Source organism: Stenotrophomonas sp. AG209, from assembly GCF_003550055.1.
Classification (GTDB): domain Bacteria; phylum Pseudomonadota; class Gammaproteobacteria; order Xanthomonadales; family Xanthomonadaceae; genus Stenotrophomonas.
Genome location: NZ_QXDB01000001.1, coordinates 603,160 through 629,022, shown reverse-complemented (window position 1 = coordinate 629,022; position 25,863 = coordinate 603,160). Strand labels below are relative to the sequence as shown.

The window sequence follows — 25,863 nt, the reverse complement described above, 5'->3', positions numbered from 1 at the left end:
CAGAGCGTGAGCCGCCGCAGGCAAGCGCCCCGGGGATGATCTCCCCGGGGCGGAGCTGTTTCTGAAGCACTCAGAAGCGTGCGGTGAAGTTCAGCCGCGTGGTGCGACCCGGGCCCGGCATCAGGCTCATCGCCAGCGTGTCCATGTAGTAGGTGTTGCGCAGGTTGCTGACCACCAGCTCCACTTCGCTGCGCGGGGTGAACTGCCAGCGTGCGTAGAAGTCATAGATCGCGGTCGGCAGGTAGATGTTCTGCAGGCCGGTCGAACCGGTGGTGTTCCAGGGCTTGTCCAGTTCGTGGGTGGGGCCGCTGTTGTAGGTGCGGCGGATGCCGGTATCCAGCCGCTTGTCGAACAGGCGGAAGCCCAGCGTGCTGTGGATCGAGTACTTCGGCGGGTTCTGTGCGTTGACGAACGAGGTGCCGAAGCCGCCATCCACGCAATCCGGCGTGGTGTCCAGCTTGCTCCATTTCGCATACGGGTCTTCGCGCAGGCGCTTGGCGGTGGCCGCATCGCAGGTGCGCGCGCGCTGGTAGTAGCTGGCCGACAGGTCCAGGTAGGCGATGCCGGCGTCATAACCGGACTGCAGCTCGTAGCCGGACACCGTGTAGTTGTCGACGTTGTCGACGTAGAACCCCCAGTTGCTGGAATCGAAGCGGCGGGTGATCGCGTTGTGGATATCGTTCTTGAACCAGGCGACCTTGAACGCCAGGCGATCACCGTCGCGCCACAGGTCCTGCTTGAGCAGGCTGAAGCCGATGTCCCAGGAACGGTTCTTCTCCGGCTTCAGGTCAGCCACCGGCGCCGAGGTGCTGTTGCCCAGCGTCGACTCGAACAGGCTGGGCATCTTCCAGCCCTGCGCGTACTTCACGTAGAAGAACATGTCCGCGTCGAGGTTGAAGCGTGCTTCGGCATAGGGCGCGAAGCCGTGGCCGGAGCGCCGGATCGCCGGCTTGTAGCCCCAGGCGGTGGGAATCTGCTTGGTATAGAAGCCGTTGGCACCGCGCGGATCAGGAATGAAGCCGTCGAAGTCATAGGCCTGGCCCAGCGTGCTGTCGCCGTAGGGCGTGGCGCGCAGCGAGTCATAGGTGTAGTTGCCCTGTGCATCGGGGTACCACTCCTTGTACCAGCCCGGTAGCAGCTGTCCGCCCTTGCTCAGGCGCGCGAAGGTGTAGCGCAGGTCGCGCGATTCGCTGACGAAGGCCACGCGGTTGCGGTCGCGGGTGCGGTAGTCGATGAAGCGGCCGCCGGCGGTCAGCGACAGCCAGTCCCACGGCTGCCACTGCAGCGACGCCACCACGCTGGCCTCGCGGCGCGTGCCCGAGCGCAGGTAGCGGTTGTTGTTGTAGTCCACCGGCAGCACCGGCGAGTTCGGTGCGGTGTCCTCGTGCTGGAAGGAGGCGCCATAGCGCAGCGTCCAGTCACCCAGGCCGTTGCTGAAGCGCGTGGTGTTGCTGCTGTCCACGCCCCAACGCTGGGTCTTCACGTCCGACTGCAGGCCGGGGCCGTAGGTCTCGCCCAGCGTGTCGGGCATCTGGTCGGAGGCCATTTCCTTGAACAGCGGCGTGTTGGCGATGTTGCTGTTGAACATGCGGCTGGTGGCGGTGGTGAACCACAGGGTGCTGCTCAGATCCAGCCATGGATGTGCCTCGGGCCGGTAGCGGTGGCGCAGCGAGGTGGCGTTGACCCGCATTTTCCCCGGCTCGAACTCGAACATGGTGTTGGCCTTGTCCACGTAGGTCACCCATTCGCTGGACTCGCCCACGCGACCGATCGCCGACGGCATGATCTCGCCGAAGCTCGAATTGAAGTAGCGGTGGCTCAGCTCCAGGCGCTGGTCGGGGTTTGGGGTCCAGGTGAATTTCAGCAACGCCGATTCGTTGTCGGTGTGCGTGTTGAGTACCTCATCGCCGGGGTGGTACATGTCCGAGACCGCCTGGCTGGACATGCCCGTGCCGCCGCTGGACAGGTGCTGGTCGTCGTAGCGATGTGCACCGTTGCTGCCGGCGAAGTAGTTGCCCTGGCGGCGCCGCGCATAGGCCGCGACCAGCTGCCAGTCTTCGCCGCGCTGGGCGAAGGCCACGCTGCCGTTCCAGTCGCGCGGGTCACGCAGGCTGTTGCGGTTCTCGCTGCCACGCGCCACCTGCTTGAACACGCGCGTACGGTCGATGCTGTTGTCGGCCACGCCGCCGCGCACGCGCAGGCCCCAGGCCTGGTCGTCGTCGAGGATGTCATCGACATTCAGCGTTTCCATGTAGACCACGCCACCGATCGCGCTGGCCGCGTTGGCGGCGAGGCTCGGGCCCTTCTCGATGCTGACCGCGCTGATCAGATCGGGGTCGAGATAGCTGCGCTGCTGCACGCCGGCATAGCCGCGGTACACGTCGATGGCCTGCTGGCCACCGTCGATGATCACCGGCACCCGGTTCTGGCCCTGCAGGCCGCGGATGTTGACGTCGAGTGCGCCGCCATTGCGCACGTCTGCGGTATGCACGCCGACCGCACCGGCCAGCACATCGCCGATCGACTGGCCGCGGAAGCGTTCCAGCTGCTGGCGGTCCAGGTGCACGCGCGAGCCGCTGTCACGGTAGACCGCATCGGCATCGGCCAGCCCCCACGGCGAAGCACCTTCGCTGGCCTGGCCGGCCACGCGCAGCGTGCCGATCTGGCGCACGCCGGCTTCAGCGTCGGGTGCCGTCTGCAGCACCACGCCATTGGCGTCACGCTGGAAGGTCAGGCCGGTACCGGCCAGCAGCTGCGCCAATGCGGTGTCCGCGCCGAGCGTGGCCTCCACGCCGTTGCTGTGGCGGCCGCGGGTGAGGCGCGCGTCGGCGGCGATGGACAGGCCCGATTGCTGGCCGAACGCGGTCAGGGCCTGGTCGAGCGCACCGGCTGGAATCTGCCAGCGAACCGCAGCGGCGGTCTCTTGTGCATGGACCGTGGCAGGCAGCAGGCAGGGGGTCGCCAAGGCCATGCACAAGGCGATGGCCAGGGGACGAGGGGAGGGGCAGGGCAGTTTCATGGGGGCGGCAACATCCGCAATGGGTTCCCTTGTAGGGCCCGGTGAGCGCGCAGAAAGGGAACCGCGATTTCAAAGCGGACGCACGACGGTCCACCACGGCCAGCGCTGCTCGATGCGGATCGGCAGGGCGCGGGCCAGCAGTTGCAGAGCCTGCAGGCTGTCCAGGCGCGGCAGTACAGCGGTGACATTCAATGCGGCGAGCGCCGGATCACAGCCCAGATAGCCCTGGTGGTGGCGGGCCAGTTCGTCGATGACGCGGATCAAGGGTGCGTGCTGCACCTGCAGTCGGCCGTCCTGCCAGTCGCCACGCAGTGGATCCGCATCGACCGTCGACAGTCCACCCATCGGGCCGATCCGTGCCGCCCCGCCTGTGGGTACGTCAAGGGTCGCGCCGAACAGCGGCAGGCAGCGCACCACGCCCTCGAACACATCCAGGCGACTGCCCTGCGCCTCGCGGCCTACCGCGAAACGGGTGCCGATCGGCTGCAGGCGCGCGCCCGGCACGTGCACGGTCAAGGGCAGGCCGGCATGGGCGGGGTGGTGGCCGGTCTGCAGCAGCAGTTCGCCGCGCAGCAGATGCAGGGCGCGGCGGCCGTTTCCGATGTCGATGGTGACTTCGCTGTCCGCGTTGAGCCACAGCTGGCTGCCATCCATCAGCGTCCAGTGCCCGATATACCCGGCAGCGGTGAGCTGTGTCTGCAGGCCGCGTTGTTCGCGCAGCCCGTGCAGGCCGAGCAGGGAAACCGCACCGATGCCGAGGGCGCCGCCGAGACTGCGAAGCGCGCGACGGCGGCGACGTCCGGCAGCATCGAGCGCCGTGGCAGCAGCCGGTGCAGACAGCGGGGCGAATGATTGCCAGACCGACTCGACCCGGCGCCATGCATCGGCATGCCCGGCATCGGCCTGCAGCCAGGCGTGCCAGCGCTGCTGGTCGCTGTCACTCCAGCCCTGTTGGCGCAGCGCGAACCATTCTGCCGCCTGCTCCAGCGCCGGGCTGGCCAGTGCGGCATTCATGCCGTGGCATCGCCGGACAGGCGCAGGCAATGCAGCATCGCCTGCGCCATGTACTTCTTGACCATGCGCTCGGACACGCCCAGTTGTTGGCCGATCTCCGCATAGCCCAGGCCAGACAGTCGTGCCAGCAGGAACGCACGGCGTGGGCGTTCGGCCAGGCCGGACAGCATGTCGGCGATGGCGTGCAGCAGCTGCAGTGCCTGCGTGCGTTCTTCCGCGGATGGATGCACTGGCTCCGGTTGCGCGGCCAGTGCGGCCAGGTAGGCACGCTCCAGGTCCGCACGCTGCCAGTGGTTGACCAGCAGGGCGTGCGCGATGGTGCTGAGATAGGCGCGTGGCAGGCGCAGTTCGGATGGATCGACGCGACGGCTGAGCAGGCGCAGGAAGGTGTCCTGGGTAAGGTCGGCAGCGCAGTCGGCGTTGTGCGTGCGGCGGCGCAGCCAGCCCAGCAGCCAGCCATGGTGTTCGCGGTAGAACCCCGCCAGTGCAGTGCTGGAGGCGGCGGGCACGGCCATCGGCATCGGTCATTAATGAGAATGATTCCCATTATAGAATGATCGAGCGGCGCACGACAAACCCTGCGCACGCAGCAGCAGGCCGGAGGCGTGCATTTGCGATGCCCGCCGGGCTCGCCGACACTGCGGTTTTCCACAAGGAGTGCCCGCATGTTCAGCCACATCACCGTTGGAACGAACGACATGGACGTCGCGCATCGCTTCTACGATGCCCTGTTCACCGCATTGGGCGCCCGTCCGGGTGTCTTCGATGACAAGGGTCGGCTGGTGTACTTCAAGGATGGCCGCATGTTCATCGTCACTGCACCGATCGATGGGCAGCCGGCATGCCATGCCAACGGCGGCACCATCGGGTTCACCCTCGACAGCGCCGAGGCCGTGCGTGGCTGGCAGGATGCGGGCGTGGCCCATGGCGGCACCGCCATCGAAGACCCGGCCGGCATCCGCACCATGGCCGGCCGCCAGCTGTTCCTGGCCTACCTGCGCGACCCGGATGGCAACAAGCTGTGCGCGGTACATGTGATGTCGTGATTGGACAGTATGCGCGTGGCCGCGATGCACGCGGTCCGCGCGCGGCTGCGCTCGCAGGCAGGCTTCGGCGCGCGCGTGATAACACGGATTGATGGGCCGGGCCTGTGACCACGGGCCGCAACTTCATGCTCTGTCCACTGCGGTTCAGCCAGAATCGGTCGGCTAACCCTTTGATCTACCGGAGAACGCCGCCCCATGGAAGTACTGGAGCCGCAACAATCCCCGGTGCGCACCCTTCGACCTGTGTTCGCCTTCGCGGCGATCGTTGTCGTGGCGTTCGCGCTGTTCGTCAGCCTGTTCCCGCTCGGTGCGGGCCGCCTTCTGGTCAAGGCGCAGGACTGGGCCGCGCTCAACGTCGGCTGGTACTACCTGCTGGCGATGACCCTGTACCTGGTGTTCGTGGTCGGTGTGGCGCTGTCCAAGTATGGTGGCATCAAACTAGGCGCAGACCATGACGAGCCGGAGTTCAGCTATCTCTCCTGGGCCGGCATGCTGTTCGCCGCCGGCATCAGCATCACCCTGTTCTTCTTCTGCGTTTCCGAACCGCTGACCCATTACCTGCAGCCGCCGCAGGGCGACCCGGCTGCGGGTGAGGCTGGGGCGCGCCAGGCCATGCAGTTGCTGTTCCTGCACTGGGGCCTGCATGGCTGGGGCGTGTTCGCGCTCGCTGCGATGGCGATGGCCTACTTCGCCTACCGCCACAACCTGCCGCTGGCGCTGCGTTCGGCGCTGTACCCCCTGATCGGCAAGCGCATCAACGGCCCGATCGGCTACACCGTGGACGCGCTGGGCATCGTCGCCACCGTGTTCGGCATCGGCGCCGACATGGGCTTCGGCGTGCTGCACCTCAACGCCGGCCTGTCGCACCTGTTCAACATCCCGCACTCCAACCTGGTGCAGATCATCCTGGTGGTCAGCATGATGGGTGCGGCGGTGGCCGTGGCCGTCTCCGGGGTGGAGAAGGGCGTGCGCTGGATGGCCAACATCAACATGCTGCTGGCGATCGCGCTGGTGCTGTTCATGCTGTGCGCCGGCCCCACCCAGTACCTGCTCAGCACGCTGATGCAGAACCTGGGCGACTACCTCGGCAGCGTGGTTGGCAAGAGTTTCGACGTGTACGCCTATGGCGGCCGACCGGAATGGCTGGGCGGCTGGACGGTGTTCTACTGGGCCTGGTGGATCGGCTGGGCGCCGTTCGTCGGCCTGTTCATCGCGCGCATCTCGCGTGGCCGCACCATCCGCGAGTTCGTGTTCGGCGTGCTGCTGATCCCGCTCGGCTTCACCCTGGCCTGGCTGTCGATCTTCGGCAACAGCGCGCTGGACCAGGTGCTGCATCACGGCCAGCAGCAGCTGGCACAGCTGGCGGTGGATGACCCACCGACCGTGTTGTATGCACTGCTCGATGGCTACCCCTGGAGCCGCACGGTGATTGCGGTGACGGTGCTGGTCAGTTTCATCTTCTTCGTGACGTCGGCGGATTCGGGGGCGGTGGTGTTGTCCACGCTGTCCTCGCACGGCGGTGCGCCGGAGGATGATGGTCCGCGCTGGCTGCGCGTGTTCTGGGGCACGGTGATCGCCGTGCTGACCGCCGGGCTGCTGCTGGCCGGCAGCATCGATGCGCTGAAATCGGCGGTGGTGCTGGCGTCGCTGCCGTTCTCGGCGGTGTTGTTGCTGATGATGTGGGGCCTGACCCGCGCCTTCAGTGACGAATCGCACCGCAAGCGCGCGCTGCAGTACCGGCCCTCGCCGCTGATCGGTGACGACCGCCACCACCAGGGCTGGCGCCAGCGCCTGAGCCAGGCCATGCACTTCCCGGTGCGCGACCAGGTCTACCGCTTCATGGACGACACGGTGAAGCCGGCGATGGAAGCGGTGGCCGAGCAGCTGCGCGGGCAGGGTTGGGACGTGGCGACGCGCTTCGAGGCCGGCGACATGGAGCTGACGGTGAACCACGGCGAGCAGCAGGACTTCCTGTACCGGGTGATCCTGAGTGGCTACCTGACGCCGTCGTTCGCCGCGCAGCAGCTGCGCAACCAGCGCTACTACCGCGCTGAAGTGCACCTGTTCGAAGGCAGCCAGGACTACGACCTGGTCGGCTACAGCCGCAAGCAGATCATCAACGACATCATCAGCCAGTACGAACGGCATCTGCAGTTCCTGCACCTGAGCCGCTGATGCACGACCGCCGGGCTTGCCCCGGCGGTCGGTGGTAGTGCCGGCCACTGGCCGGCAGCACAAATGGGGCGGCACATCACCGCCGCCCCGGCACCGCGTCAGAACCGGTAGCGCGCCCCCAGCGAGACGAACTGCCCGCGCAGGTTGTACTGGCTGATGTCGAAGCCATTGGAGCCACCGGCCGGGTCGAACGGCGGATCCTTGTCGGTCAGGTTCAGCACCGACAGCGACAACGTGGTGTTCGCGATGCCTTCGTAGGCCACGTACAGGTCCAGCTGGTGATACGGCTTGATGCGGTCGCGCAGGCCCGGGTTGCTGGTCGCTGTCGCCACGCGCTGGTCGTAGCCGCTCACGTACTGCAGGCTCAGCGTGCTGCTCCAGTCGCCCACCGCCCAGTTCAGCGAGGTGGTGCCGCGGGTACGCGGCAGCGCGCCGTGGCGGTTGTTGCCGGCCCCTTCGTACGGTGCCTGGCCGGCCACCAGCGGCTGCTTGAAGCTGAGCAGGTGGGTCCAGCTGCCGGCCACGGTGAAGCTGCCCCAGCCCTCGGTGCGGAAGGTGTGGTTGGCGTCCAGGTCCAGGCCCGAGGTGGTCAGTTCGCCCTGGTTGGCGTACTGGTTGGTGATGAACTGGATGCGCCCCTGTGCATCGCGCTGCACGCGCCCCGGGAACAGCGTCGGGTTGTCGACGATGAACTGCGCGCTGTCCGGCTTGACCAGGTTGTCCTGCTCGATGCGGTACCAGTCCAGGCCGATGCTGGTGTCGCCATCCGGCGACCACACCGCGCCGACGTTGAAGTTGCGCGAGCGCTCGGCCTTCAGGTCCGGGTTGCCGGTGCGGATGTTGGTCACGCCACGGCTGCCACCGGGCTGCAGCGGATCCAGCGGATCGATCACCGAGCCGTAGCTGACGGTCTGGCCCGGTGCGATCTCCGGCAGCGAAGGCGCGCGGAACCCACGCGAGAACGAGCCGCGCAGCAGCAGGCTGTCCAGTGGCTGCCAGCGCAGCGCCACTTTCGGCGAGAACGCTTTGCCGAAATCATCGTAGTGGTCGCCGCGACCGGCCAGCTGCAGTTCCAGCGTGCGGAGCAGCGGCACGCTCAGTTCGGCGTAGGCGGCACTGACCTGTCGCTCGCCGTTCACCACGTTGATGGCCGGGCGCAGTTCGGTGCCCGACAGTACCTGCGCACTGGTACGCGCATCCAGCGATTCCTTGCGGAATTCGGCACCCCAGGCGAAGCCGACCGTGCCGGCCGGTAGTTCCCAGAGCGAGGTCGATGCTTTGACGTTCAATGAGTGCAGCTTGTACCAGCCCGGTCGCTTGGTCTGCAGGCGCAGGGCATCCAGCGCCCCCGGCGTGCTGGACGGGTTGAGGAAGTTGTAGCTGCCATCGCGCAGGATCTGCTCGAACGCGTAGCGGTTGACGAAGTTGTCCACGTACTCCCGCTGCGCGCTCTGCGAGGTCAGTGCCGCCACTTCCCAGTCCCAGCGCTCGCCGCTGCCACGCACGCCGGCCAGGGCGCGGTAGAACACCTGCGTGTTGTCCTTCAGGCGCGGGCCGAGGTCGAAGAAGGTGTACTCGAACGGCAGCGGCGTGCTGCCCGGGTTGTTCGGATGGCCGACCGGCAGCACCGCCGGTACGTCGATCAGGGTGCCGGTGGCCGGGTTGTACGCGCGCAGGCCGGGGCCGACGGTCAGTGGCGCGCTGAAGATCTGGTCGGCCTTGTTGTGGCTGTACAGCACGTCGGCGAAGGCCTCGACGCTGTCATTGAAGCGGTAGGTCGCACTCAACGACGCCTGCAGGCGCTCGGCGCCGGGCTGCAGGGTCTTGAACGGTTGCGCGTTGAAGGCGCAGGCCTGGCCGGGCAGGGTGCTGCCGAAATCGCTGTAGGGGCGCAGCTGGCTGCCCTCGGGGCAACTGGCGAACGGCTGCGGTGCACGCGGGTTGGACAGCCAGTTGCCGCCGGCGGTGGACCAGCCGGCCAGGCGGCCGCCCGGCTTGTCGCGGAAGTCGCCGCTGCGGGTATAGGCGCGGTCATCGCCATCGAGGCGGTCGCGCTTGAGCAGGTCCAGCCCGAACAGCACGTTCCAGCCCTGCTGTTCGAGGTCGCCGAAGCCGGCCAGCAGGTTGGCCTTGCGCTCATCGAGGCCGCCCTGGGTGGCGGTACCGAAGCCGCCGCCCACTTCCACGCCCTGGAAGTTCTTGCGCAGGATGATGTTGATGACGCCGGCGATGGCATCGGAACCGTACACCGCTGAGGCACCATCCTTCAGCACTTCGATGCGTTCGACTGCGCTGATCGGCAGCGCGTTGAGGTCGACGAAGGTGTCCTGGGTATTGAGTGCGAAGCCGAAGTTGGAGACTCGATAGCCGTTGACCAGTACCAGCGTGTTCTTCGGCGACAGGCCACGCAGGCCGATCGACGCCGAGCCGGCGGCGAAGCTGCCGGTGTACTGCTCGTCGAAACTGTTGCCGGCATTGGCCGACAGGTTGCGCAGCACGTCGGTGAGGGTGGAGCGGCCGGTCTGTTCGATCTGTTCGCGGCTGACGATCTGCACCGGGTTCGGCCCGGCGGTATCGCTGCGCTTGATGTTGGAGCCGGTCACCAGCACGGTGCCCAGGGTGGTGCTGTCCTTGCCGGTGTCGGCGGTTTCAGCGGCGCCGGCAGCGCCGGCGGTGAGGCCCAGCGCGATGGCGCCGGCAAGCAGGTTCAGGGTGGTGCGGTACATGGAAGCGACAACGCCGAACGGGGGAGGAGCCGTCAGTACCGCACGCAGCCGCGTGCACCTTCCAATGACGAAAGCGCATTCAGTTATACATCACAGGTTCTTAACGAAATGAATGCTTCCTGCTCGCGGTGGGTGCGGACCGTTGGTCCGCACGTTCCTGTAGAGCCGAGCCTACGCTCGGCTCCGCCCACTGACCGGAAAGCAGCCGAGCATGGCTCGGCTCTACAGAAGGCAATGCCAGCCCATCAAGGGCGCAGCAGCACCTTGCCATTGCGGCCCGAACCCGCACCGGCCTTCACTGCCTGGGCGATGTCGTCCAGTGCGAAGACCTGCTCCACCGGCAGCGTCAGCTCACCACTGGCCGCACGCTTCAGCAGTTCGCCAACCAGCCGGCGCTTGTCCTCCACCGCCATCGCCTGGCTGACCTTGCTGCCCCAGAAGCCCTTCACCGTGGCCTCCTTGTAGATCAGGCCGCCGGCGGGAATGCGCATCGGCTCGCCGCTCATCACCCCGAACGAGACCAGGGTGCCGTGGTGGCCGAGCAGGTCGATCAGGTCACCGCTGGCATCGCCACCGATGGAATCCACCGCGGCCGCCGCCTGTGCTTCGCCGGTGGCGGCGCGCACGCGATCCTTCCAGCCGTCCACCGATGTATCGAACACGTGATCGATGCCCAGCGCCTGCAACTGCGCGACCGCGTCGGCGTTGCGCACCAGGTTGGCCACGTGCACGCCGCGCGCCCGCGCCAGCATCGCCAGCGACTTGCCCACCGCGCCGTTGGCGGTGTTCTGCACGATCCACTGGCCCGCTTCGACGTCCAGGAATTCCAGCAGCATCAGCGCGCTCAGCGGCATCGCGATCAGCTGTGCGGCCATTTCGTCGGGGATCGCGTCCGGCATCGGAATCACCATGCGTGCCGGTGCAATGAACGCTTCGGCCCAGGTGCCGTGCACCGAGGCGGCGGCAACCCGCTGGCCGATCTGCAGGCCGTCGACGCCTTCGCCAAGCGCATCGACCACGCCCAGCGCTTCACTGCCACCGATGGCCGGCAGCGTCGGCTTGTAGCCGTAGAGGCCGCGCACGGTCAGCAGGTCGTGATTGTGGATGGACGCCAGCACGGTGCGGATGCGCACCTCGCCGGGGCCGGGCTGGGGCAGGGCGGCGTCAGCAATCGAAAGGACGTCGGCCGGGTCGCCGAAGGAAGGGTACTGGGCAGCGCGCATGGGCGATGTTCCGGGGAAAGTGGATGTTGTATCGAAATGGGGACGCTGGGGGTGTCGACAAGGCGTCGCCACTGCAACACGGCATCCTGCGACGGATCGTCGCGTCATGTCGTGATTACCGCATCTTGTGTTGACGGCTCGGAACATCCCCACTATGTTGTGGCTGTCACTCCCGGTCAGCCGCCGCCGCCGGACATGCAGCAAACGTCCCGCGGCCCGCCCCTGAAGGCTTGCCGTGTCGACGCGGCCGCCATCGTGCGGACACAGGTCGCCCCCACGGCCCGGATACCGGCCGCAGGCGTAGGCGCATGCCGACGACCTGGTGTTCCCGCGCTTTGGCATCCCACCCCGATCGCCCCGTGCGCCGGTATCGCGTGCAGGGCTGCCACGGCATCGACGCCACCGCGCGTGCGAGCCTGGAGACGCAGGACCATGACCGACAACACCTACCGCGCGGCCGATCTGGCCGGCGCCGGCGACGCTTTGCGCGCTGGTGGCGAGCGCGTGCCGACCTGGATCACCAAGGAGGCCGGCAACCGCCGCCTGCCGTTCGATGCCGAGCGCCTGCAGCGCAGCATCGATGCGGTGCATGCCGAGTTCCCGCAGCTGGATGTGAGCGACTACCGCCGCGTGGTGCAGGCGATGGTCGAGCGCAAGCCGAGCATCAGCGCCGACGACCTGGTCGATCTGCTGATCCGCGAGGCCGAATCGCGCGTGGACCTGGTCGCGCCGGAGTGGGAGCAGTTCGCCGCGCGCATCTACCTGCGCCGTCTGTACAAGCGTGCCAGCCGCAACCGCTTCTACGACGTCAGCCTGAAGTACGGCTCCTACGTGGGCCTGCAGGAAAGCCTCGCCGACCGTGGCATCTACAGCAACGACATCCTGCGCTGCTATTCGAAGGAAGAGCTGCAGCAGGCCGGCGAGATGATCGACCCGGACCGCGACCGCCTGTTCGCCTACAACGGCCTGTACCTGCTGGCCACGCGCTACCTGGCCAGCGACCGCAGCCGCGAGGTCTATGAGCTGCCGCAGGAGCGCTGGCTGACCATCGCGCTGTACCTGATGCAGGAGGAAAAACCGCGCGAGCGGCGCATGCAGCTGGTCGGCGAGGCGTACTGGGCGCTGTCCAACCTGTACATGACCGTGGCCACGCCGACGCTGGCCAATGCCGGCAAGGTCGGCGGCCAGCTGTCCAGCTGCTTCATCGACACGGTGGACGACAGCCTGCAGGGCATCTATGACTCCAATACCGACATCGCGCGCGTGTCCAAGCACGGCGGCGGCGTCGGTGCTTACCTCGGTTACGTGCGCAGCAGCGGCGCGCCGATCCGTGGCGTGGCCAATTCCTCCGGCGGCGTGGTGCCGTGGATCAAGCAGCTCAACAACACCGCAGTGTCGGTCGACCAGCTCGGCCAGCGCAAGGGCGCGGTGGCGGTGTACCTGGACATCTGGCATCGCGACATCGAAGCCTTCATGGACCTGCGCCTGAACAACGGTGACCAGCGCCTGCGTGCGCACGATGTGTTCACCTCGGTCTGCGTGCCCGACCTGTTCATGGAAGCGGTCGAGCGCCGTGCCGACTGGTACCTGTTCGACCCGCACGAGGTGAAGCAGGCCAAGGGCTGGTACCTGCAGGACTTCTACGATGAGAAGCGCGGTGCGGGCAGCTTCCGCGACCGCTATGCCGAACTGGTGGCCGATGAGCGCATCAGTCGCCGCACGGTGAAGGCCATCGATCTGTTCAAGCGGATCATGCTCAGCCAGCTGGAGACCGGCAACCCGTTCCTGTTCTACCGCGACGAGGTCAACCGCCGGAACCCGAACAAGCACGCGGGCATGATCTATTCCAGCAACCTGTGCACCGAGATCCTGCAGAACATGAGCCCGACGCGGATGATCCAGGAGATCGTCAGCGGCGACCAGATCGTCACCACACGGCGTGCCGGTGACTTCGTGGTCTGCAACCTGTCCTCGATCAACCTCGGTCGGGCGATCAGTGCGCCGGATGACCTGCTGGCCACCGATGTGCTGGAGCGCCTGATCCCGATCCAGGTGCGCATGCTCGACAACGTGATCGATCTCAACGCATTGCCGGTACCGCAGGCCACCATCACCAACCGCAAGTACCGCGCCATCGGCCTGGGCACCTTCGGTTGGCACCACCTGCTGGCGCAGCAGGCGATCCAGTGGGAATCGCCGGATGCCGAACAGCTGGCCGACCGCCTGTATGAGCGCATCAACTTCCTGACCATCCAGGCCAGCATGCAGCTGGCAAAGGAGAAGGGCAGCTATCCGATGTTCGCCGGCAGCGATTGGCACAACGGACGCTACTTCAGCGACCGCGACTACAGCGGCGCGGCCTGGGACAGCCTGGCCCGCGAGGTTGCCACGCACGGCCTGCGCAACGGCTGGCTGCTGGCGGTGGCGCCGAACATGAGCACCGCGCAGATTGCCGGTTCCACTGCATCGATCGATCCGATCTACAGCGCGTTCTACTACGAGGAAAAGAAGGACTTCCGGCGGCCGGTGGCCGCACCGGGGCTGTCGCTGGAAACCTGGCCGTACTACGAGAAGGGCGCCTACAAGGTCGATCAGTTCGCCAGCGTGCGCCAGAACGCGCGCCGCCAGCGCCATGTCGATCAGTCGATCAGCTTCAACCTGTACGTGCCCAGCACGATCCGCGCCAGCACCTTGCTGGAGCTGCACCTGAGCGCCTGGCGCGAAGGCCTGAAGACCACCTACTACGTGCGCTCCAACGATATCGACATCAGCGAATGCGAGTGGTGCTCCAGCTGACCGCCGGCGACCCACGGTAGTGCCGGCCGCTGGCCGGCAACCCCGCGATCTACGGTAGTGCCGGCCGCTGGCCGGCAACACGATAGAAAGAGAACGAAGGCAGAAACCCATGGCAACCCCCCTCGACCGCATCAAGATCCTCGAACCGCGCCATCCCAACCGCAGCACCGGCATCATCAACGGCCGCACCAGCGGCATCCTCAACTGGAACGACATTCCGTACCCGTCGTTCTATCGGGCCTACAAGGAGCTGTCGACCAACTTCTGGATTCCCGACGAGGTCGACATGAAGCTGGACGCCCGCCAGTACGGCGAGCTCAACGCGCGCGAGAAGAACGCCTACGACTCGATCATCGGCCTGCTGGCCACGCTGGATTCACCGCAGACGCGCTTCATCTACAACGTGGCCGAGTACATCACCGACCCGGCCGCGCATGCCAATGCCGCGATCATCGGCCAGCAGGAAGTGATCCACAACGAGAGCTACAGCTACGTGCTGGCCTCGATCACCGACCTGCCGAACCAGAACCGCGTGTTTGAACTGGCGCGCACCCATCCGACCATCATCAAGCGCAACGCACCGATCATGGGCGCGTATGACGACTTCATGCGCGAGAAGACCGCTGAGACCCTGCTGAAGTCGCTGATCCAGTCCTCGATCCTGGAGGGCATCAACTTCTATTCCGGGTTTGCGTACTTCTACAACATGGTGCGGCAGAACCGCATGACCGGCACCGGCAAGATCATCAGCTTCATCAACCGCGACGAGCTGGCCCATACCAAGTTCATCAGCGAGCTGATCCGCGCCATCATCGGCGAGAACCCGGAGCTGCAGACCAACGAGCTGACCGCCTATGTGCACCAGGCGTTCGAGCACGCCATCGAACTGGAGACCCAGTGGTCGTCGGAGGTGCTGGACGGTATCGATGGCATCGACGTGGACGAGATGGTGCGCTACGTGAAGTACCGCGCCAACAAGATGGCCGGCATGCTCGGCATCGAGCGCCTGTACAGCGACACCACCGACAACGTGATGCCGTGGATCAAGGCCTACGCCGACAACTTCACCGAGACCAAGACCGACTTCTTCGAGATGCGCAATGCAAGTTACAAGAAGACCAACGTCGACAACGGCTTCGACGACCTCTGAGCCCGGCGCTGCGCTGCGCATCCTGCTGGTGGTGGCCTCGCTGAGCGGCAATACCCGCGAGCTTGGTCGGCAGATTGCCGAGCGTTGCCGCGCTGCGGGTCATGCCGTGCATTGGCAGGAGGCCGACGATCTGCGCCAGGCGCCTCCCCTGGCGGCCGACGAGGCCGACCTGGTGCTGCTGGGCTGCTGGACCGACAACGCCGGCCGCACGCCAGCGGAGATGAAGGCGTGGGTGGCCAGCATTGCCGAGCGCGGCGAGCGGCCACGGCAGCTGGCGGTGTTCGGCACCGGCGAAACGCAGTGGGGGCAGGAGTACTACTGCGGTGCCGTGCACCGGCTGATCCGCTATTTCCGCAGCGACTACCCGCCGCTGGAGATCGAACAGATGCCGCATGGCGAGCGCCATGCCGGGGCCATCGAGGCCTGGACCGACGAGGTCCTGGCCCATTACTGGAGCACCACCGATGCAGATCATCGACGCCACCACGCCTGAGCAGTTCCAGCAGCTGCTGGCCGAACACCCGCGGGTGCTGGTGGACTTCCACAAGGACCAGTGCCCGGGATGCCGGATGCTGGAAATGTCGCTGCACCGCGTGGCCAACAGCGTGGCGGGGCAGGGCACCACCTTGCTGCGCGTGCAGCTGGAAGTACTGGGTGAGGCGTTCTTCAGGGAACTGGGGCTGCGGCAGACGCCGACGCTCTCGCTGTTCCGTGACGGCGACGAACGCACCCGCCTGGCCGGGTTCCAGTCGCCGCAGCAGATCGAGGCCGCGATCGCGTTGCATCTGTAGCGTGGAGATGCCGGGGTCGGATCCCTTGCCAGCGGCAAGGGCTCTGACCCCCACGCCGCGTAAAGTCATCCATGCATGGCGTGGATCTACTGGGGCAGGACCGACCCCGGCAATTGGCATCACCCGCCGCTGAAGGTATCCACCAGCAGCTTTACGTTCAACACCACGATCACCAGCGCGATCACCCAGGCGATCGCGCCCAGCCAGCGCGGTGCCACCAGCGCCCCCATCGTCACCTTGTCGGTGACGATCCGCACCAGCGGGATGATCGCGAACGGCAGCTGCATGGACAGCACCACCTGGCTCAGCACCAGCAGCTTCACCGCGCCCTGGTCGCCGAACAGCATGATCACCACCACCACCGGAATGATCGCCAGTGCACGCGTGATCAGTCGCCGCAGCCACGGTGGCAGGCGCAGGTGCAGGAAGCCTTCCATCACGATCTGGCCGGCCAACGTGGCCGTCACCGTCGAGTTCAGGCCGGAGGCCAGCAGCGCGATCGCAAACAGCGTCGCTGCCGCGCCGACGCCCAGCATCGGTGCCAGCAGCTGGTGCGCCTGCTCGATGTCTTCCACGTCGAATCGGCCATTGGCATGGAACACCGCCGCCGCCAGGATCAGGATGCTGGCGTTGATGAACAATGCGAGGGTCAGCGCAATGGTGCTGTCGGTCACCGCCCAGCGCAGCGCGCTGCGGCGGCCTTCATCGGTACGCGGATAGGCGCGGGTCTGCACGATGGACGAATGCAGGTACAGGTTGTGCGGCATCACCGTGGCGCCGATGATGCCGATCGCGATGTACAGCGCATGCGGATCGGTCACCACCTGTGCGCGCGGTATGAAGCCGCCCAGCACCGCCATCACCGGCGGCGCCGCCATCGCGATCTGCACCACGAAGCACGCGAAGATCACCATCAGCAGCGCGATCACGAAGGCTTCCAGTGCACGGAAACCTCGGTTCATCAGCAGCAGCACCAGCAGCGTGTCCAGCGCAGTGATCACCGCGCCCCACAGCAGCGGCAGGTCGAACAGCAGCTTCAAGGCGATCGCAGTGCCGATCACCTCGGCCAGGTCGCAGGCGATGATCGCGGCCTCGCACAGCGCCCACAGCGCCAGGTTCACCGGCTTCGGGTAACGCGCGCGGCAGGCCTGCGCCAGGTCCATGCCGGTGGCGATGCCGAGCCGCGCCGACAGCGCCTGCAGGATCACCGCCATCAGGTTGGAAATCAGGATGACCGACAGCAGCAGGTAGCCGAAGCGCGAACCGCCGGCGAGGTCGGTGGCCCAGTTGCCCGGGTCCATGTAGCCGACCGAGATCATGTAGCCCGGGCCGAGGAAGGCCAGCAGGCGGAACCACCAGTGTCCCTTGTCGGGCACCGCGACCGAGCCGTTGAGCGCACCGAGGCTGGCCGGAGTGGAGGCCGAAGGGTCGCGGGGCGCCAGGGTGTTCATGGGTCCGAATATAGCTCCTGCTATAGTCATTAGCAATGTGAAACAATCGTCTTTATCGCGTTACTGGTCCAGAATTCAGGTTCAACACCGGAGTACACCGGAAGGACAGGCGCAGGCGTGGGCAAGACCGACGATTCGACATCGCTGAAAAGCACCCCCTTGATCGAGGCCGAGCGCCAGGTCGAGAGCTTCCGGCAGGTACGCGAGGCGCACCGGATGGAGCTGGTGGAGGACTATGTCGAGCTGATCTCGGACCTGCTGGCCGACGGCGGCGAGGCCCGCCAGGTCGACATCGCCACCCGCCTGGGCGTGGCCCAGCCCACCGTGGCGAAGATGCTGCGGCGGCTGGCCCGTGATGGCTGGGTGGTGCAGCGGCCGTACCGAGGCGTGTTCCTGACCCCGGAAGGCGAGGCGCTGGCGCATGCCAGCCGCCAGCGTCATCAGACCGTGGAGCGTTTCCTGCTGGCGCTGGGCGTGGACCCGGATACCGCACGGCGTGATGCCGAGGGTATAGAACACCATGTAAGCGAGCAGACGCTGGCGCTGTTCGAAGCGTTCGTGCGCAAGGCGGAGGGCGGGGCGCCGTAACGGTTGCGTCGGGCCATGCCCGGCGGCATTTCGCGCGATCCTACAATCCAGGCGGGCAGCGTGCGTGCTGCTGCGCGCACGCGCGTTTCGTCCATTCCTTCAACACCGGCTGCAGGCCATCGTAGCGGCGCCCGTGCCAGCCATTGGCAAGTACATTTCCGTCGGCATCAATCAGCACCAGGTTCGGTGGTGCCATCCCGGCCAAGGCCTGCAGTGCCGGCATGCGCGCGGCGCGGCGCGGGTCCAGCACCGGCCACGGCATGTCCTGTGCGTGCATGTAACGGCGCAGTGCGGCCTCGCTTTCATCCAGGCTGACGTACACCACCTCGGTATCGGCGCCGGCCTCGCGCAACGCATCACGCACGCTGCGGAGGGTGGGCACGAAGGCATGGCAGGGCGCGCACCAGTCGGCGCCGAAGTACAGTGCAACCAGTTTCGGTGGCGGCGACCACTGCATCGGCCGCAGCGAGCGCTGTTCCGGCCGCATCAGCGAGGCCGAGACCTGCGCATGCAGGTCCGCAGCCATCGCCGGTGCGGCCAGCAGCACGGCACAGGCCAGCAACAACGCTCGATGCAGCTCAGAACGCATAGCGCAGGTTGACGTACCACGAGCGCGCGAAACGCGGCCCGTAGACATAGTCGCTGTCGCGCAGCGCGCCCACTTCCAGATCCTTCTGTCGCTGGTCGAAGACGTTCTTGACGCCTGCGGCCACCGACACTTCCTGTTGCGCCTGCGCGCCCAGATGCCGGTGCCAGCGCGCCCCGAGGTCGGTGACCAGGAACGAGCGCGTGCGGTGCAACTCGCCCAGCCGGTTGTTCAGCACCGACATCGGGCCCGTGTGGCGCAGCGCGACGAAGGTCTCCCACGGCTCGGCCGGCATCCAGCTGAGCTGGGCCAGGCCGGTCCAGCGTGGGGTCTTCAGGTAGTCGCGGCTTTCGATCACGGTGTCGCCACCGTCGCCGGTGTCGTCGAAGATGCGCTGCGGTTCGCGGAAGCGCGAGCGGTACCACGAGGCACCGGCGGTCAGGCGCCACTGCGGCGACGGCTGCCAGCCGAGGTTGGTTTCCGCGCCCAGCACATTGGAGCCGGAGGCGTTGTAGCGCAGCTGGCTCAGTTGTCCGTCATCACCGCGCTGGATCTCGCCCAGTGCGAAGGTGTCGCGGATACGGGCGTATGAGGCGGTGGCATCCCAGCTCCACACCGGATTGGCCGGGTCCGAACGCCAGTCGAAGCCGAACAGGGTGGTCAACGCGCGCTCTTCCTTCAGGCCGTCGATGTTGCGCACACGCACCTGTTCGCCACCCAGGGTATCGACATGCACGTCCTCGACGAAGATTTCCGGTGCACGGAAGCCAGTGGCAACGCCTGCCCGCCACTTCAGGTTCGGCGTGGCCTGCCAGGCCAGCGCGATGCGCGGCGAGAACACCGCGTTGTCCAGCTCCGAGCTCTTGTCCACGCGTGCGCCCAGCACCAGGTCGACGTTGTCGCGCAGGCTCCATTCGTCCTGGATGAAGGCGCCCAGGTTGTGGAAGGTCGCATCCTCCAGCACGGCGAGACGCTGCCCGTCACCGGTGCGGTTGTCGTCGCGCAGCGCCTCGTGCTTGTACTGCACGCCGAAGGCGAGCGCGTGCGCGCCCAGCCGCCAGTTCAACTGGCTGTCGATGTAGTGCAGCGGGTTGTGGGTGCGGCCGTACTGGCGCCACGAACGCGAAGCCGCGCTGCCGGCGACGTTGGGGTCCAGCTGCGACGGGTCATAGCCAGGGGCAGAGGGATCGGTGACCACGTCACCCAGACCGCCATAGAAGCTGTCACGGTCGATGTCGGCGAAGGCGTAGGCCAGGCGGAAGTCGACGTCGGCATTGATCTCCTGGTCCCACGACACGCTGCCGCGCCGGTACTTCGTATCCAGCGATTCGGCGATGTTGGCCAGGTATTCGGGCTGGTCCAGGCGGTTGCCGCCGCGGCGGGTTTCATCGGTCACCTGCAGGTCCAGGCGAAGCCGCGTGCCCGGCGTGGGCGCATACCAGGCCTGCAGCCCGCCGACCTTGAGGTTCTTGCGGGTGATCTCGGTGTAGCCGTCACCGTTGTAGTCGATGCCGCTGTTCCAGTTGCGCTGGGCAATCACCGACAGGCCGGCGTCTGCGTCCTTGGCGACCAGGTCCAGCCGCGCGTCGGCGTTCTTCTGCGGTGTTCCCTTCAGTACATCCACGCCGGCCTGCACATGGCCACCGCTGCGCGCCGGCAGCGGCGGGATCAGGTTGATCACACCGGCAACCGCGCCTGGGCCGTACAGCGCCGAGCCGCCGCCCTTGACCACTTCGATGCGGTCGACGAACCCGGCCGGGATCTGTTCCAGGCCGTACACGCTGCCCAGCGTGGACAGCAGCGGGATGCCATCGAACAGCAACTGGTTGTAGGCACCGGGCAGGCCCAGCAGCTGCACTTCGCTGGTGTTGCAGTTCTGGCAGTTGCTCTCCACGCGCAGGCCGTTGATCAGCTCGGCGGCACGCGAGAAGTCGGTGGCCGCACGTAGTGCGATGTCTTCCTTGCGCAGCACTTCGGTGCGGATCGGCACGTCCGACAGCAGGCGTTCGCTGCGGGTGGCGGTGCTGACTTTCACCTGCACCCGATCCAGTTCGGTCGGTTTCGGGGTGGCTGCCACTGCGGGCAGTGGCAGGGTGAGGGCAATGGCGGCAGCCAGTGGCAGGCGGCGAAGGAGGGAAACGGGCATGAGGCGTCGTCCTTGGGGAGGGAGGGCGGCGAGGGCGACCTGGCTGGCGCATATGAAAGCAGTGGCTTATCAATATAGCAAGAGCTATATAACGAAGCCGCGGCAATTCGGTGAGGAGCACTCATCCAGGTGGATCATGCTGGTGTTATAACATTACATTAAGCGACCACAACCCTGCCGGTGGTCATGCACGGAGAATGGCGTTGCCGTGTGGCGCAGGGAGACGGGGTCAGAGCCCTTTCCTTTGGAAAGGGATCCGACCCGGGAAGCGGGATGTCAGCCGCGGCGGAACGCGGCGGGGGTACGCGCGCCGACGATGATCATGCGGATCATCGTGGAGATCTGCTCGACCAGCTCCGGATCCTTCTCCGGCGGCAGGTCCATGGCGGTGGCGCCCATCGCGAACACCAGCCGGGTGATGGCCTTGGCCACCAGTTCCGGCGCATGCAGTACCGCGCCGTCCAATGCAGCCAGGCGCACCAGGTCGTGCTGCAGCTCTTCCTCGAAGTAGTGCAGCTCGCGTTCGACCGCGTGCTTGAAGTCGTCCGAGCCGACCGCGCCCTCGCGCAGCAGCACGTGCAGCAGCTTGTCGTCGGCGCGCAGCTGCTCCATGAAGGTCTCCACCGAGACCCGCACCACGCTGGTGGCGGTGGAGGTGGCACGCTGGCGGGCCTCGCCGATGATGGTGCGCAGCGAGCGGCCGGCCGCATCGATCAGCGCCACGGCCAGTTCGTCCATGTCGCGGAACTGCCGGTAGAAGCTGTTCGGCGCGATGCCGGCCTCACGTGCCACTTCGCGCAGGCTGAGCGTGGACAGGCTGCGGTGCGGCCCGATCAGTTTCAGGGCGGCGGCCAGCAGATCCTCGCGGCTCACCGTACGGCGGGCCGGGCTGTTGGCATCTTCGGGCGTCGACAAGGCGGTGGCAGCGGCCATGGGGGTTCCGGTGGGGCGAGGCTGAATCATACCCAATCCGGTTCAATATACACATGTATACACAGGTGTATGTGCGCCCGTATAGTTCGCCCATGAGCGCTGTCGTCCGTCCGTCCCTGTTCTCTCCTTACCGCTGGGTCTCGCCGTCGCTGTTCGATTTCTGGGCGGGCCAGCTCAATCCCCTGTGGACCCTGCGCGAGCCGGTGGCCCGCCTGGTCCGGCGCGAGCCGGCCGGCGAGGGCGCGGCAACCCTGGTCCTGCGCACCAACCGGCACTGGGCCGGCATGCGCGCTGGCCAGCACGTCACCCTGGGCGTGGAGATTGAAGGGCGCCTGTGGCAGCGCAGCTACAGCCCCACCGCACTTGGCCCGCGCGAGCTGGCGATCACCGTCAAGGCGGTCGACGGCGGCCGGGTCAGCCAGCACCTGGTCAACCATGCGCAGGCGGGCGAGCTGTTCCGCCTCGATTCCGCCTTCGGTGAATTCCATATGCCGGCCGCGGCGCCGGTGCTGCTGCTGGCGGCCGGCAGTGGCATCACGCCGATGCGCAGCCTGTTGCGCGAAGCCTGCCAACGCCCGCTGGCCGCCCCCGTGGATCTGTTCTACTGGGAGCGCAGCGCTGCCCACCTGCAGTTCCGTGATGAGCTGCAGGCATTGGCCGCCAGCCAGCCGAACCTGCGTGTGCACCTGCTGACCACCCGCGAAGGCGATGTACCCGCCGCACGCATCGATGCCCACGACCTGCAGGTGGCCGGCGATGACACCCCGCTGGCGCAGCGCCATGTACTGGCCTGTGGCCCGGATGGATTCGTTGCCGTCGCGCGCGAACGCCTGGCGCACCAGGTCGCCGGTTTCCAGGCAGAAGCGTTCACTCCGCCGGCACCGCTGCGTGACGCCAGCAGTGAAGGGCAGGTGGTGCTGACACTGGCGCGCAGTGGCCGCCAGCTGAGCGTGCCGCGTGGCAGCTCGTTGCTGGAAAGCCTGGAAGCGCATGGCATCAAGCCCAAGCATGGCTGCCGCATGGGCATCTGCAACACCTGCAGCTGTGACCGCGTCAGTGGCGCCACCCGCCACCTGCGCACCGGCGACCTGCAGTCCGAATCGGCACAGCCGGTGCGGATCTGCGTGAGCGCACCGACCACCGACCTGACCCTGGATCTCTGAGGACGCCTGCCATGACCCGCGCTACCGACCGTGCCCTGAGTACTGCCGAGATGCATGCCTTCGGTGAGGAACTCGACGCGATCCGCGACCGTGTGATCGGCAGCCTCGGCGCCTCCGATACCCGCTACATCCGTCGCGTGGCCGCTGCCGTGCGCTGGTTCGGCGTGGGGGGCCGTGGCCTGCTGTTCCTGGCGGCGTTCTCGCCGCTGTTCTGGATGCCGCTGCTGTGGCCGGCCGCGATCACCGGCACGCTGCTGCTGGCGCTGTCGAAGATCCTGGAGAACATGGAGCTGGGCCACAACGTCATGCACGGCCAGTTCGACTGGACCGGCGACCCCAAGCTCAACGGCAACACCTACGAGTGGGACATCGTTGCCACCGCCGACAACTGGCGCAAGACCCACAATTTCCGCCACCACACCTACACCAACGTGCGTGGCATGGACGATGACATCGGTTATGGCCTGCTGCGCATCTTCCCGGAGCAGCGCTGGAAGCCGTTCTACCTGCTGCAGCCGATCATCGCGCCGATCTTCGCGCTGCTGTTCCAGTGGGGCGTGGCCGCGCAGGACCTGCGCCTGGGCCGCTGGCTGAAGGGCCGCATGAGTGCCCGTGCGATGTGGCTGCAGACCCGCCCGGTGGCGCGCAAGATGCTGCGCCAGGTGCTGAAGGACTACGTGTTCTTCCCGCTGCTGGCCGGCCCGTTCTTCCTCACCGTGATGCTGGGCAACCTGGTTGCCAACGGCCTGCGCAACATCTGGACCTACGTGATCATCTTCTGCGGCCACTTCACCGCCGAATCGGAAACCTTCCCGAAGGAATGCCTGCGCAATGAATCGCGCGGCCACTGGTACCTGCGCCAGCTGCGCGGTTCGTCCAACATCAGCGGCGGCTTCCTGATCAACGTGCTTTCGGGCAACCTCAGCCACCAGATCGAGCACCACTTCTACCCGGACCTGCCGGCCAACCGCTACGCGGCCATCGCCAAGGAAGTGAAGGACATCTGCCGCCGTTACGGCCAGCACTACAACAACGGCTCGCTGCCGCGCCAGTTCGGCCAGGTGGTCTGGCGCATCCTGCGCCACGCATTCCCGAGCAAGCCGCGCCGCCTGCCGATGTCGGACATCATGTCCGCACCGGCATCGGCCAACGCGGGCTGATCGACTCAGCCCGCTTTCGCCAGGTCCGCCTGCTCGCGGTCCAGGCGCCGCAGGAACACCTGCATTTCCTTGCGTGCCTGCTGGTCGCCCTTGCTGCCGGCCACGCTCAGCCCGCGCTGCCATGCTTCGCGCGCGGCCTGCGGCTGGCCACTGGCCAGCCAGGCCTTGCCGAGCAGCTTCCACGCCGCTGAATACTGCGGATCAAGCACCACGCAACGGCCAAGATGGGTCGCCGCACGCACCGGGTTGCCGGCATCCAGCCAGCCTTTGCCCAGGCCGAAGCGCAGCAGCGCGCCGTCCTTGCCGGCGGCGAGCATGCATTCCAGAGCCTCGATGTTCATCCGCGCACCTCCACCAGCAGTTCGGCCGGTCCGGGCTGGAAACGGCCGCGATGGAACAGCAGCGGCGCACCGCCGTTCTCGTGTACCTCGATGATGCGACCGGCCAGCAGCAGGTGATCACCCACCGGCCACTGCGCGTGGCGGGTACAGGTGAGATGGGCCACCGCACCGGCGATGCGCGGTGGTGCGTCTTCGTCGTCGTCCAGCAGTGGCAGGTCGTCGAAGCGGTTGCGTACCTGCGGATCGGCGAAGCGCCGTGCCAGTGCTTCCTGGTCGGCCGCCAGCACGCTGATCGCAAAGCGGGTGGCGCGCTGGAAGGTGGACAGGCTCTGCGCGTGCAGCGCCAGGTTCCACAACACCAGCGGCGGCTGCAGCGACACCGGCACGAACGAGTTGATGGTCAGGCCGACCGGTTTTCCCTGCGCATCGCGTGCGCAGACGATGGCGACGCCGGTCGGGAAATGGCCGAGCAGCCGCCGCAATGCACGCGGCGGCATCTCGACCGACGGCACCGGGGCCGGAGCGGGGAAGACCCCCGCCCACGGCCCGGCGTACGGCAGTGTCTCGCCGCTCATGAGGCCCGGGCCTGGCGGTAGCGCCGGCCGACCTCGGCCCAGTTGATGATGTTGAAGAAGGCGCCGATGTAGTCCGGGCGACGGTTCTGGTAGTGCAGGTAGTAGGCGTGCTCCCAGACGTCCAGTGCGAGGATCGGGGTATTGCCGGACAGGCCGACGGCTGCACCCATCAGCGGGCTGTCCTGGTTGGCACTGCTTTCCACCTGCAGGCCGCCATCACGATCGCTGGTCAGCCAGGCCCAGCCACTGCCGAAACGGGTCTGCGCAGCCTTGGTGAAGGCGTCCTTGAAGGCGTCGAAACTGCCGAGGTCACGGTCAATGGCCGCGGCCAGCTCGTCATCGGGCGCGCCGCCGTCGGTGCTGAGCACGGTCCAGAACAGGCTGTGGTTGGCGTGGCCGCCGCCGTTGTTGCGGACCGCGCCGCGCTGCGCCTCGGGCACGGCATCGAGGTTGGCGATCAGCGCCTCGACCGGTTGTTCGGCGATGCCGGCCTGCTCGATGGCGGCATTGAGGTTGTTGACGTAGGTCTGGTGGTGCTTGCTGTGATGGATTTCCATCGTGCGCGCATCGAAATGCGGCTCGAGGGCGTCATAGGCGTAGGGGAGCGGGGGGAGCGAGTACGACATCGAAGCAATCTCCGTGGGGAAGGCCAGGGGGTTGGCCGTGCGGAGATCGTTATCGCACCTCAACATTGGTTTAGGTCAATAGATCAAGAGGTCAAGACGGAGGCATGGTAGTGCCGGCCGCTGGCCGGCATTCAGCGACGGTCGGGTTGCCGGCCAGCGGCCGGCACTACCAGAACCCGCTTTCCGAACCCTCACCGGCGCGCTGATGCGCTGCCCGCGCTCGCAGGAAACTGTCAGGAGGGGGCGGGGGCCGCTGGACAGGACCGTTGGCGCCAAGGATGGCGCCATCGAGCACCATGGAGGGGCTTTTTCGTGTCCTGGCCAGCGGCCCCCGCCCCCTCCCACACGGATCAA

At 66.8% G+C, this 25,863-nt stretch carries 21 protein-coding genes; 9 read left to right on the top strand and 12 right to left on the bottom strand.

Going from position 1 to position 25,863, the window contains the following annotated elements:
• Positions 1-70: 70 nt before the first annotated feature.
• From DFO63_RS02910 to DFO63_RS02900, 3 genes are all read right to left on the bottom strand, one after another.
• The gene (locus DFO63_RS02910) at positions 71-3,019 is read right to left on the bottom strand and encodes a TonB-dependent receptor (RefSeq protein WP_119006405.1); all 2,949 of its coding nucleotides are present in this window, start codon (positions 3,017-3,019) and stop codon (positions 71-73) included.
• 69 nt (positions 3,020-3,088) lie between these two features.
• Positions 3,089-4,033, bottom strand: a complete 945-nt coding sequence (locus DFO63_RS02905; RefSeq protein WP_119006404.1) for a FecR domain-containing protein — start codon at positions 4,031-4,033, stop codon at positions 3,089-3,091.
• On the bottom strand, positions 4,030-4,548 hold the full coding sequence (locus DFO63_RS02900; protein ID WP_101765637.1) for a sigma-70 family RNA polymerase sigma factor: 519 nt from the start codon (positions 4,546-4,548) through the stop codon (positions 4,030-4,032). The genes DFO63_RS02905 and DFO63_RS02900 overlap by 4 nt, the downstream gene beginning before the upstream one ends.
• A 150-nt stretch (positions 4,549-4,698) precedes the next feature.
• On the opposite strand from DFO63_RS02900, the gene DFO63_RS02895 reads away from it, so the two are divergent.
• On the top strand, positions 4,699-5,079 hold the full coding sequence (locus DFO63_RS02895; protein ID WP_106468284.1) for a VOC family protein: 381 nt from the start codon (positions 4,699-4,701) through the stop codon (positions 5,077-5,079).
• A 195-nt stretch (positions 5,080-5,274) separates the two neighbouring features.
• A complete protein-coding gene (betT, locus tag DFO63_RS02890) occupies positions 5,275-7,254 on the top strand; it encodes a choline BCCT transporter BetT (RefSeq protein WP_014037501.1) in 1,980 nt (659 codons plus the stop codon).
• A gap of 98 nt (positions 7,255-7,352) precedes the next feature.
• Here betT and DFO63_RS02885 read toward each other — a convergent pair whose 3' ends face one another.
• Entirely contained in the window at positions 7,353-9,980 is a 2,628-nt protein-coding gene (locus DFO63_RS02885) for a TonB-dependent receptor (protein WP_119006403.1), read from the bottom strand.
• Between the two features lie 245 nt (positions 9,981-10,225).
• Positions 10,226-11,203 (bottom strand): zinc-binding dehydrogenase, encoded by a 978-nt coding sequence (locus tag DFO63_RS02880; protein ID WP_119006402.1) that lies wholly within the window; start codon positions 11,201-11,203, stop codon positions 10,226-10,228.
• A 432-nt stretch (positions 11,204-11,635) separates the two neighbouring features.
• On the opposite strand from DFO63_RS02880, the gene DFO63_RS02875 reads away from it, so the two are divergent.
• From DFO63_RS02875 to DFO63_RS02860, 4 genes are all read left to right on the top strand, one after another.
• Positions 11,636-13,999: a ribonucleoside-diphosphate reductase subunit alpha gene (locus tag DFO63_RS02875; protein ID WP_119006401.1), complete on the top strand. Its 2,364-nt coding sequence runs from the start codon at positions 11,636-11,638 to the stop codon at positions 13,997-13,999.
• A 109-nt stretch (positions 14,000-14,108) separates the two neighbouring features.
• On the top strand, positions 14,109-15,149 hold the full coding sequence (locus DFO63_RS02870) for a ribonucleotide-diphosphate reductase subunit beta (RefSeq protein ID WP_119006400.1): 1,041 nt from the start codon (positions 14,109-14,111) through the stop codon (positions 15,147-15,149).
• Between the two features lie 13 nt (positions 15,150-15,162).
• Positions 15,163-15,642 carry a flavodoxin gene (locus tag DFO63_RS02865; protein ID WP_182474411.1) on the top strand — a complete coding sequence of 160 codons (480 nt, stop codon included), beginning with the start codon at positions 15,163-15,165 and terminating at the stop codon, positions 15,640-15,642.
• A complete protein-coding gene (locus DFO63_RS02860) occupies positions 15,614-15,940 on the top strand; it encodes a thioredoxin family protein (RefSeq protein WP_005409967.1) in 327 nt (108 codons plus the stop codon). Before DFO63_RS02865 ends, DFO63_RS02860 begins: the two co-directional genes overlap by 29 nt.
• 119 nt (positions 15,941-16,059) lie before the next feature.
• Here the strand turns inward: DFO63_RS02860 and DFO63_RS02855 are convergent, their stop codons facing one another.
• Entirely contained in the window at positions 16,060-17,391 is a 1,332-nt protein-coding gene (locus DFO63_RS02855) for an Nramp family divalent metal transporter (protein WP_101765631.1), read from the bottom strand.
• Positions 17,392-17,508: 117 nt separating this feature from the next.
• On the opposite strand from DFO63_RS02855, the gene mntR reads away from it, so the two are divergent.
• Positions 17,509-17,979, top strand: coding sequence for a manganese-binding transcriptional regulator MntR (gene mntR / locus DFO63_RS02850; protein WP_014037494.1), 471 nt, complete (start codon positions 17,509-17,511; stop codon positions 17,977-17,979).
• Between the two features lie 40 nt (positions 17,980-18,019).
• Here mntR and DFO63_RS02845 read toward each other — a convergent pair whose 3' ends face one another.
• The 3 genes from DFO63_RS02845 to fabR all read right to left on the bottom strand — a co-directional run bounded on the left by DFO63_RS02845 (position 18,020) and on the right by fabR (position 21,644).
• A complete protein-coding gene (locus DFO63_RS02845; RefSeq protein ID WP_101765629.1) occupies positions 18,020-18,568 on the bottom strand; it encodes a thioredoxin-like domain-containing protein in 549 nt (182 codons plus the stop codon).
• Positions 18,558-20,711, bottom strand: coding sequence for a TonB-dependent receptor (locus DFO63_RS02840; protein ID WP_119006399.1), 2,154 nt, complete (start codon positions 20,709-20,711; stop codon positions 18,558-18,560). Before DFO63_RS02840 ends, DFO63_RS02845 begins: the two co-directional genes overlap by 11 nt.
• Positions 20,712-20,987: 276 nt before the next feature.
• Positions 20,988-21,644, bottom strand: coding sequence for an HTH-type transcriptional repressor FabR (gene fabR / locus DFO63_RS02835; RefSeq protein ID WP_005409961.1), 657 nt, complete (start codon positions 21,642-21,644; stop codon positions 20,988-20,990).
• Between the two features lie 92 nt (positions 21,645-21,736).
• On the opposite strand from fabR, the gene DFO63_RS02830 reads away from it, so the two are divergent.
• Entirely contained in the window at positions 21,737-22,807 is a 1,071-nt protein-coding gene (locus DFO63_RS02830; protein WP_182474384.1) for a ferredoxin reductase, read from the top strand.
• Between the two features lie 11 nt (positions 22,808-22,818).
• Positions 22,819-23,967: an acyl-CoA desaturase gene (locus DFO63_RS02825; RefSeq protein ID WP_075677930.1), complete on the top strand. Its 1,149-nt coding sequence runs from the start codon at positions 22,819-22,821 to the stop codon at positions 23,965-23,967.
• Positions 23,968-23,972: 5 nt separating this feature from the next.
• Here the strand turns inward: DFO63_RS02825 and DFO63_RS02820 are convergent, their stop codons facing one another.
• Genes DFO63_RS02820 through DFO63_RS02810 form a run of 3 tightly spaced genes read right to left on the bottom strand, consistent with a single transcriptional unit; the run spans position 23,973 to position 25,509 of the window.
• Entirely contained in the window at positions 23,973-24,308 is a 336-nt protein-coding gene (locus DFO63_RS02820) for a tetratricopeptide repeat protein (protein ID WP_005409958.1), read from the bottom strand.
• The gene (locus tag DFO63_RS02815) at positions 24,305-24,883 is read right to left on the bottom strand and encodes a flavin reductase family protein (RefSeq protein WP_101765626.1); all 579 of its coding nucleotides are present in this window, start codon (positions 24,881-24,883) and stop codon (positions 24,305-24,307) included. Before DFO63_RS02815 ends, DFO63_RS02820 begins: the two co-directional genes overlap by 4 nt.
• On the bottom strand, positions 24,880-25,509 hold the full coding sequence (locus tag DFO63_RS02810) for a superoxide dismutase (protein WP_075677934.1): 630 nt from the start codon (positions 25,507-25,509) through the stop codon (positions 24,880-24,882). The genes DFO63_RS02815 and DFO63_RS02810 overlap by 4 nt, the downstream gene beginning before the upstream one ends.
• Positions 25,510-25,863 lie beyond the last annotated feature (354 nt).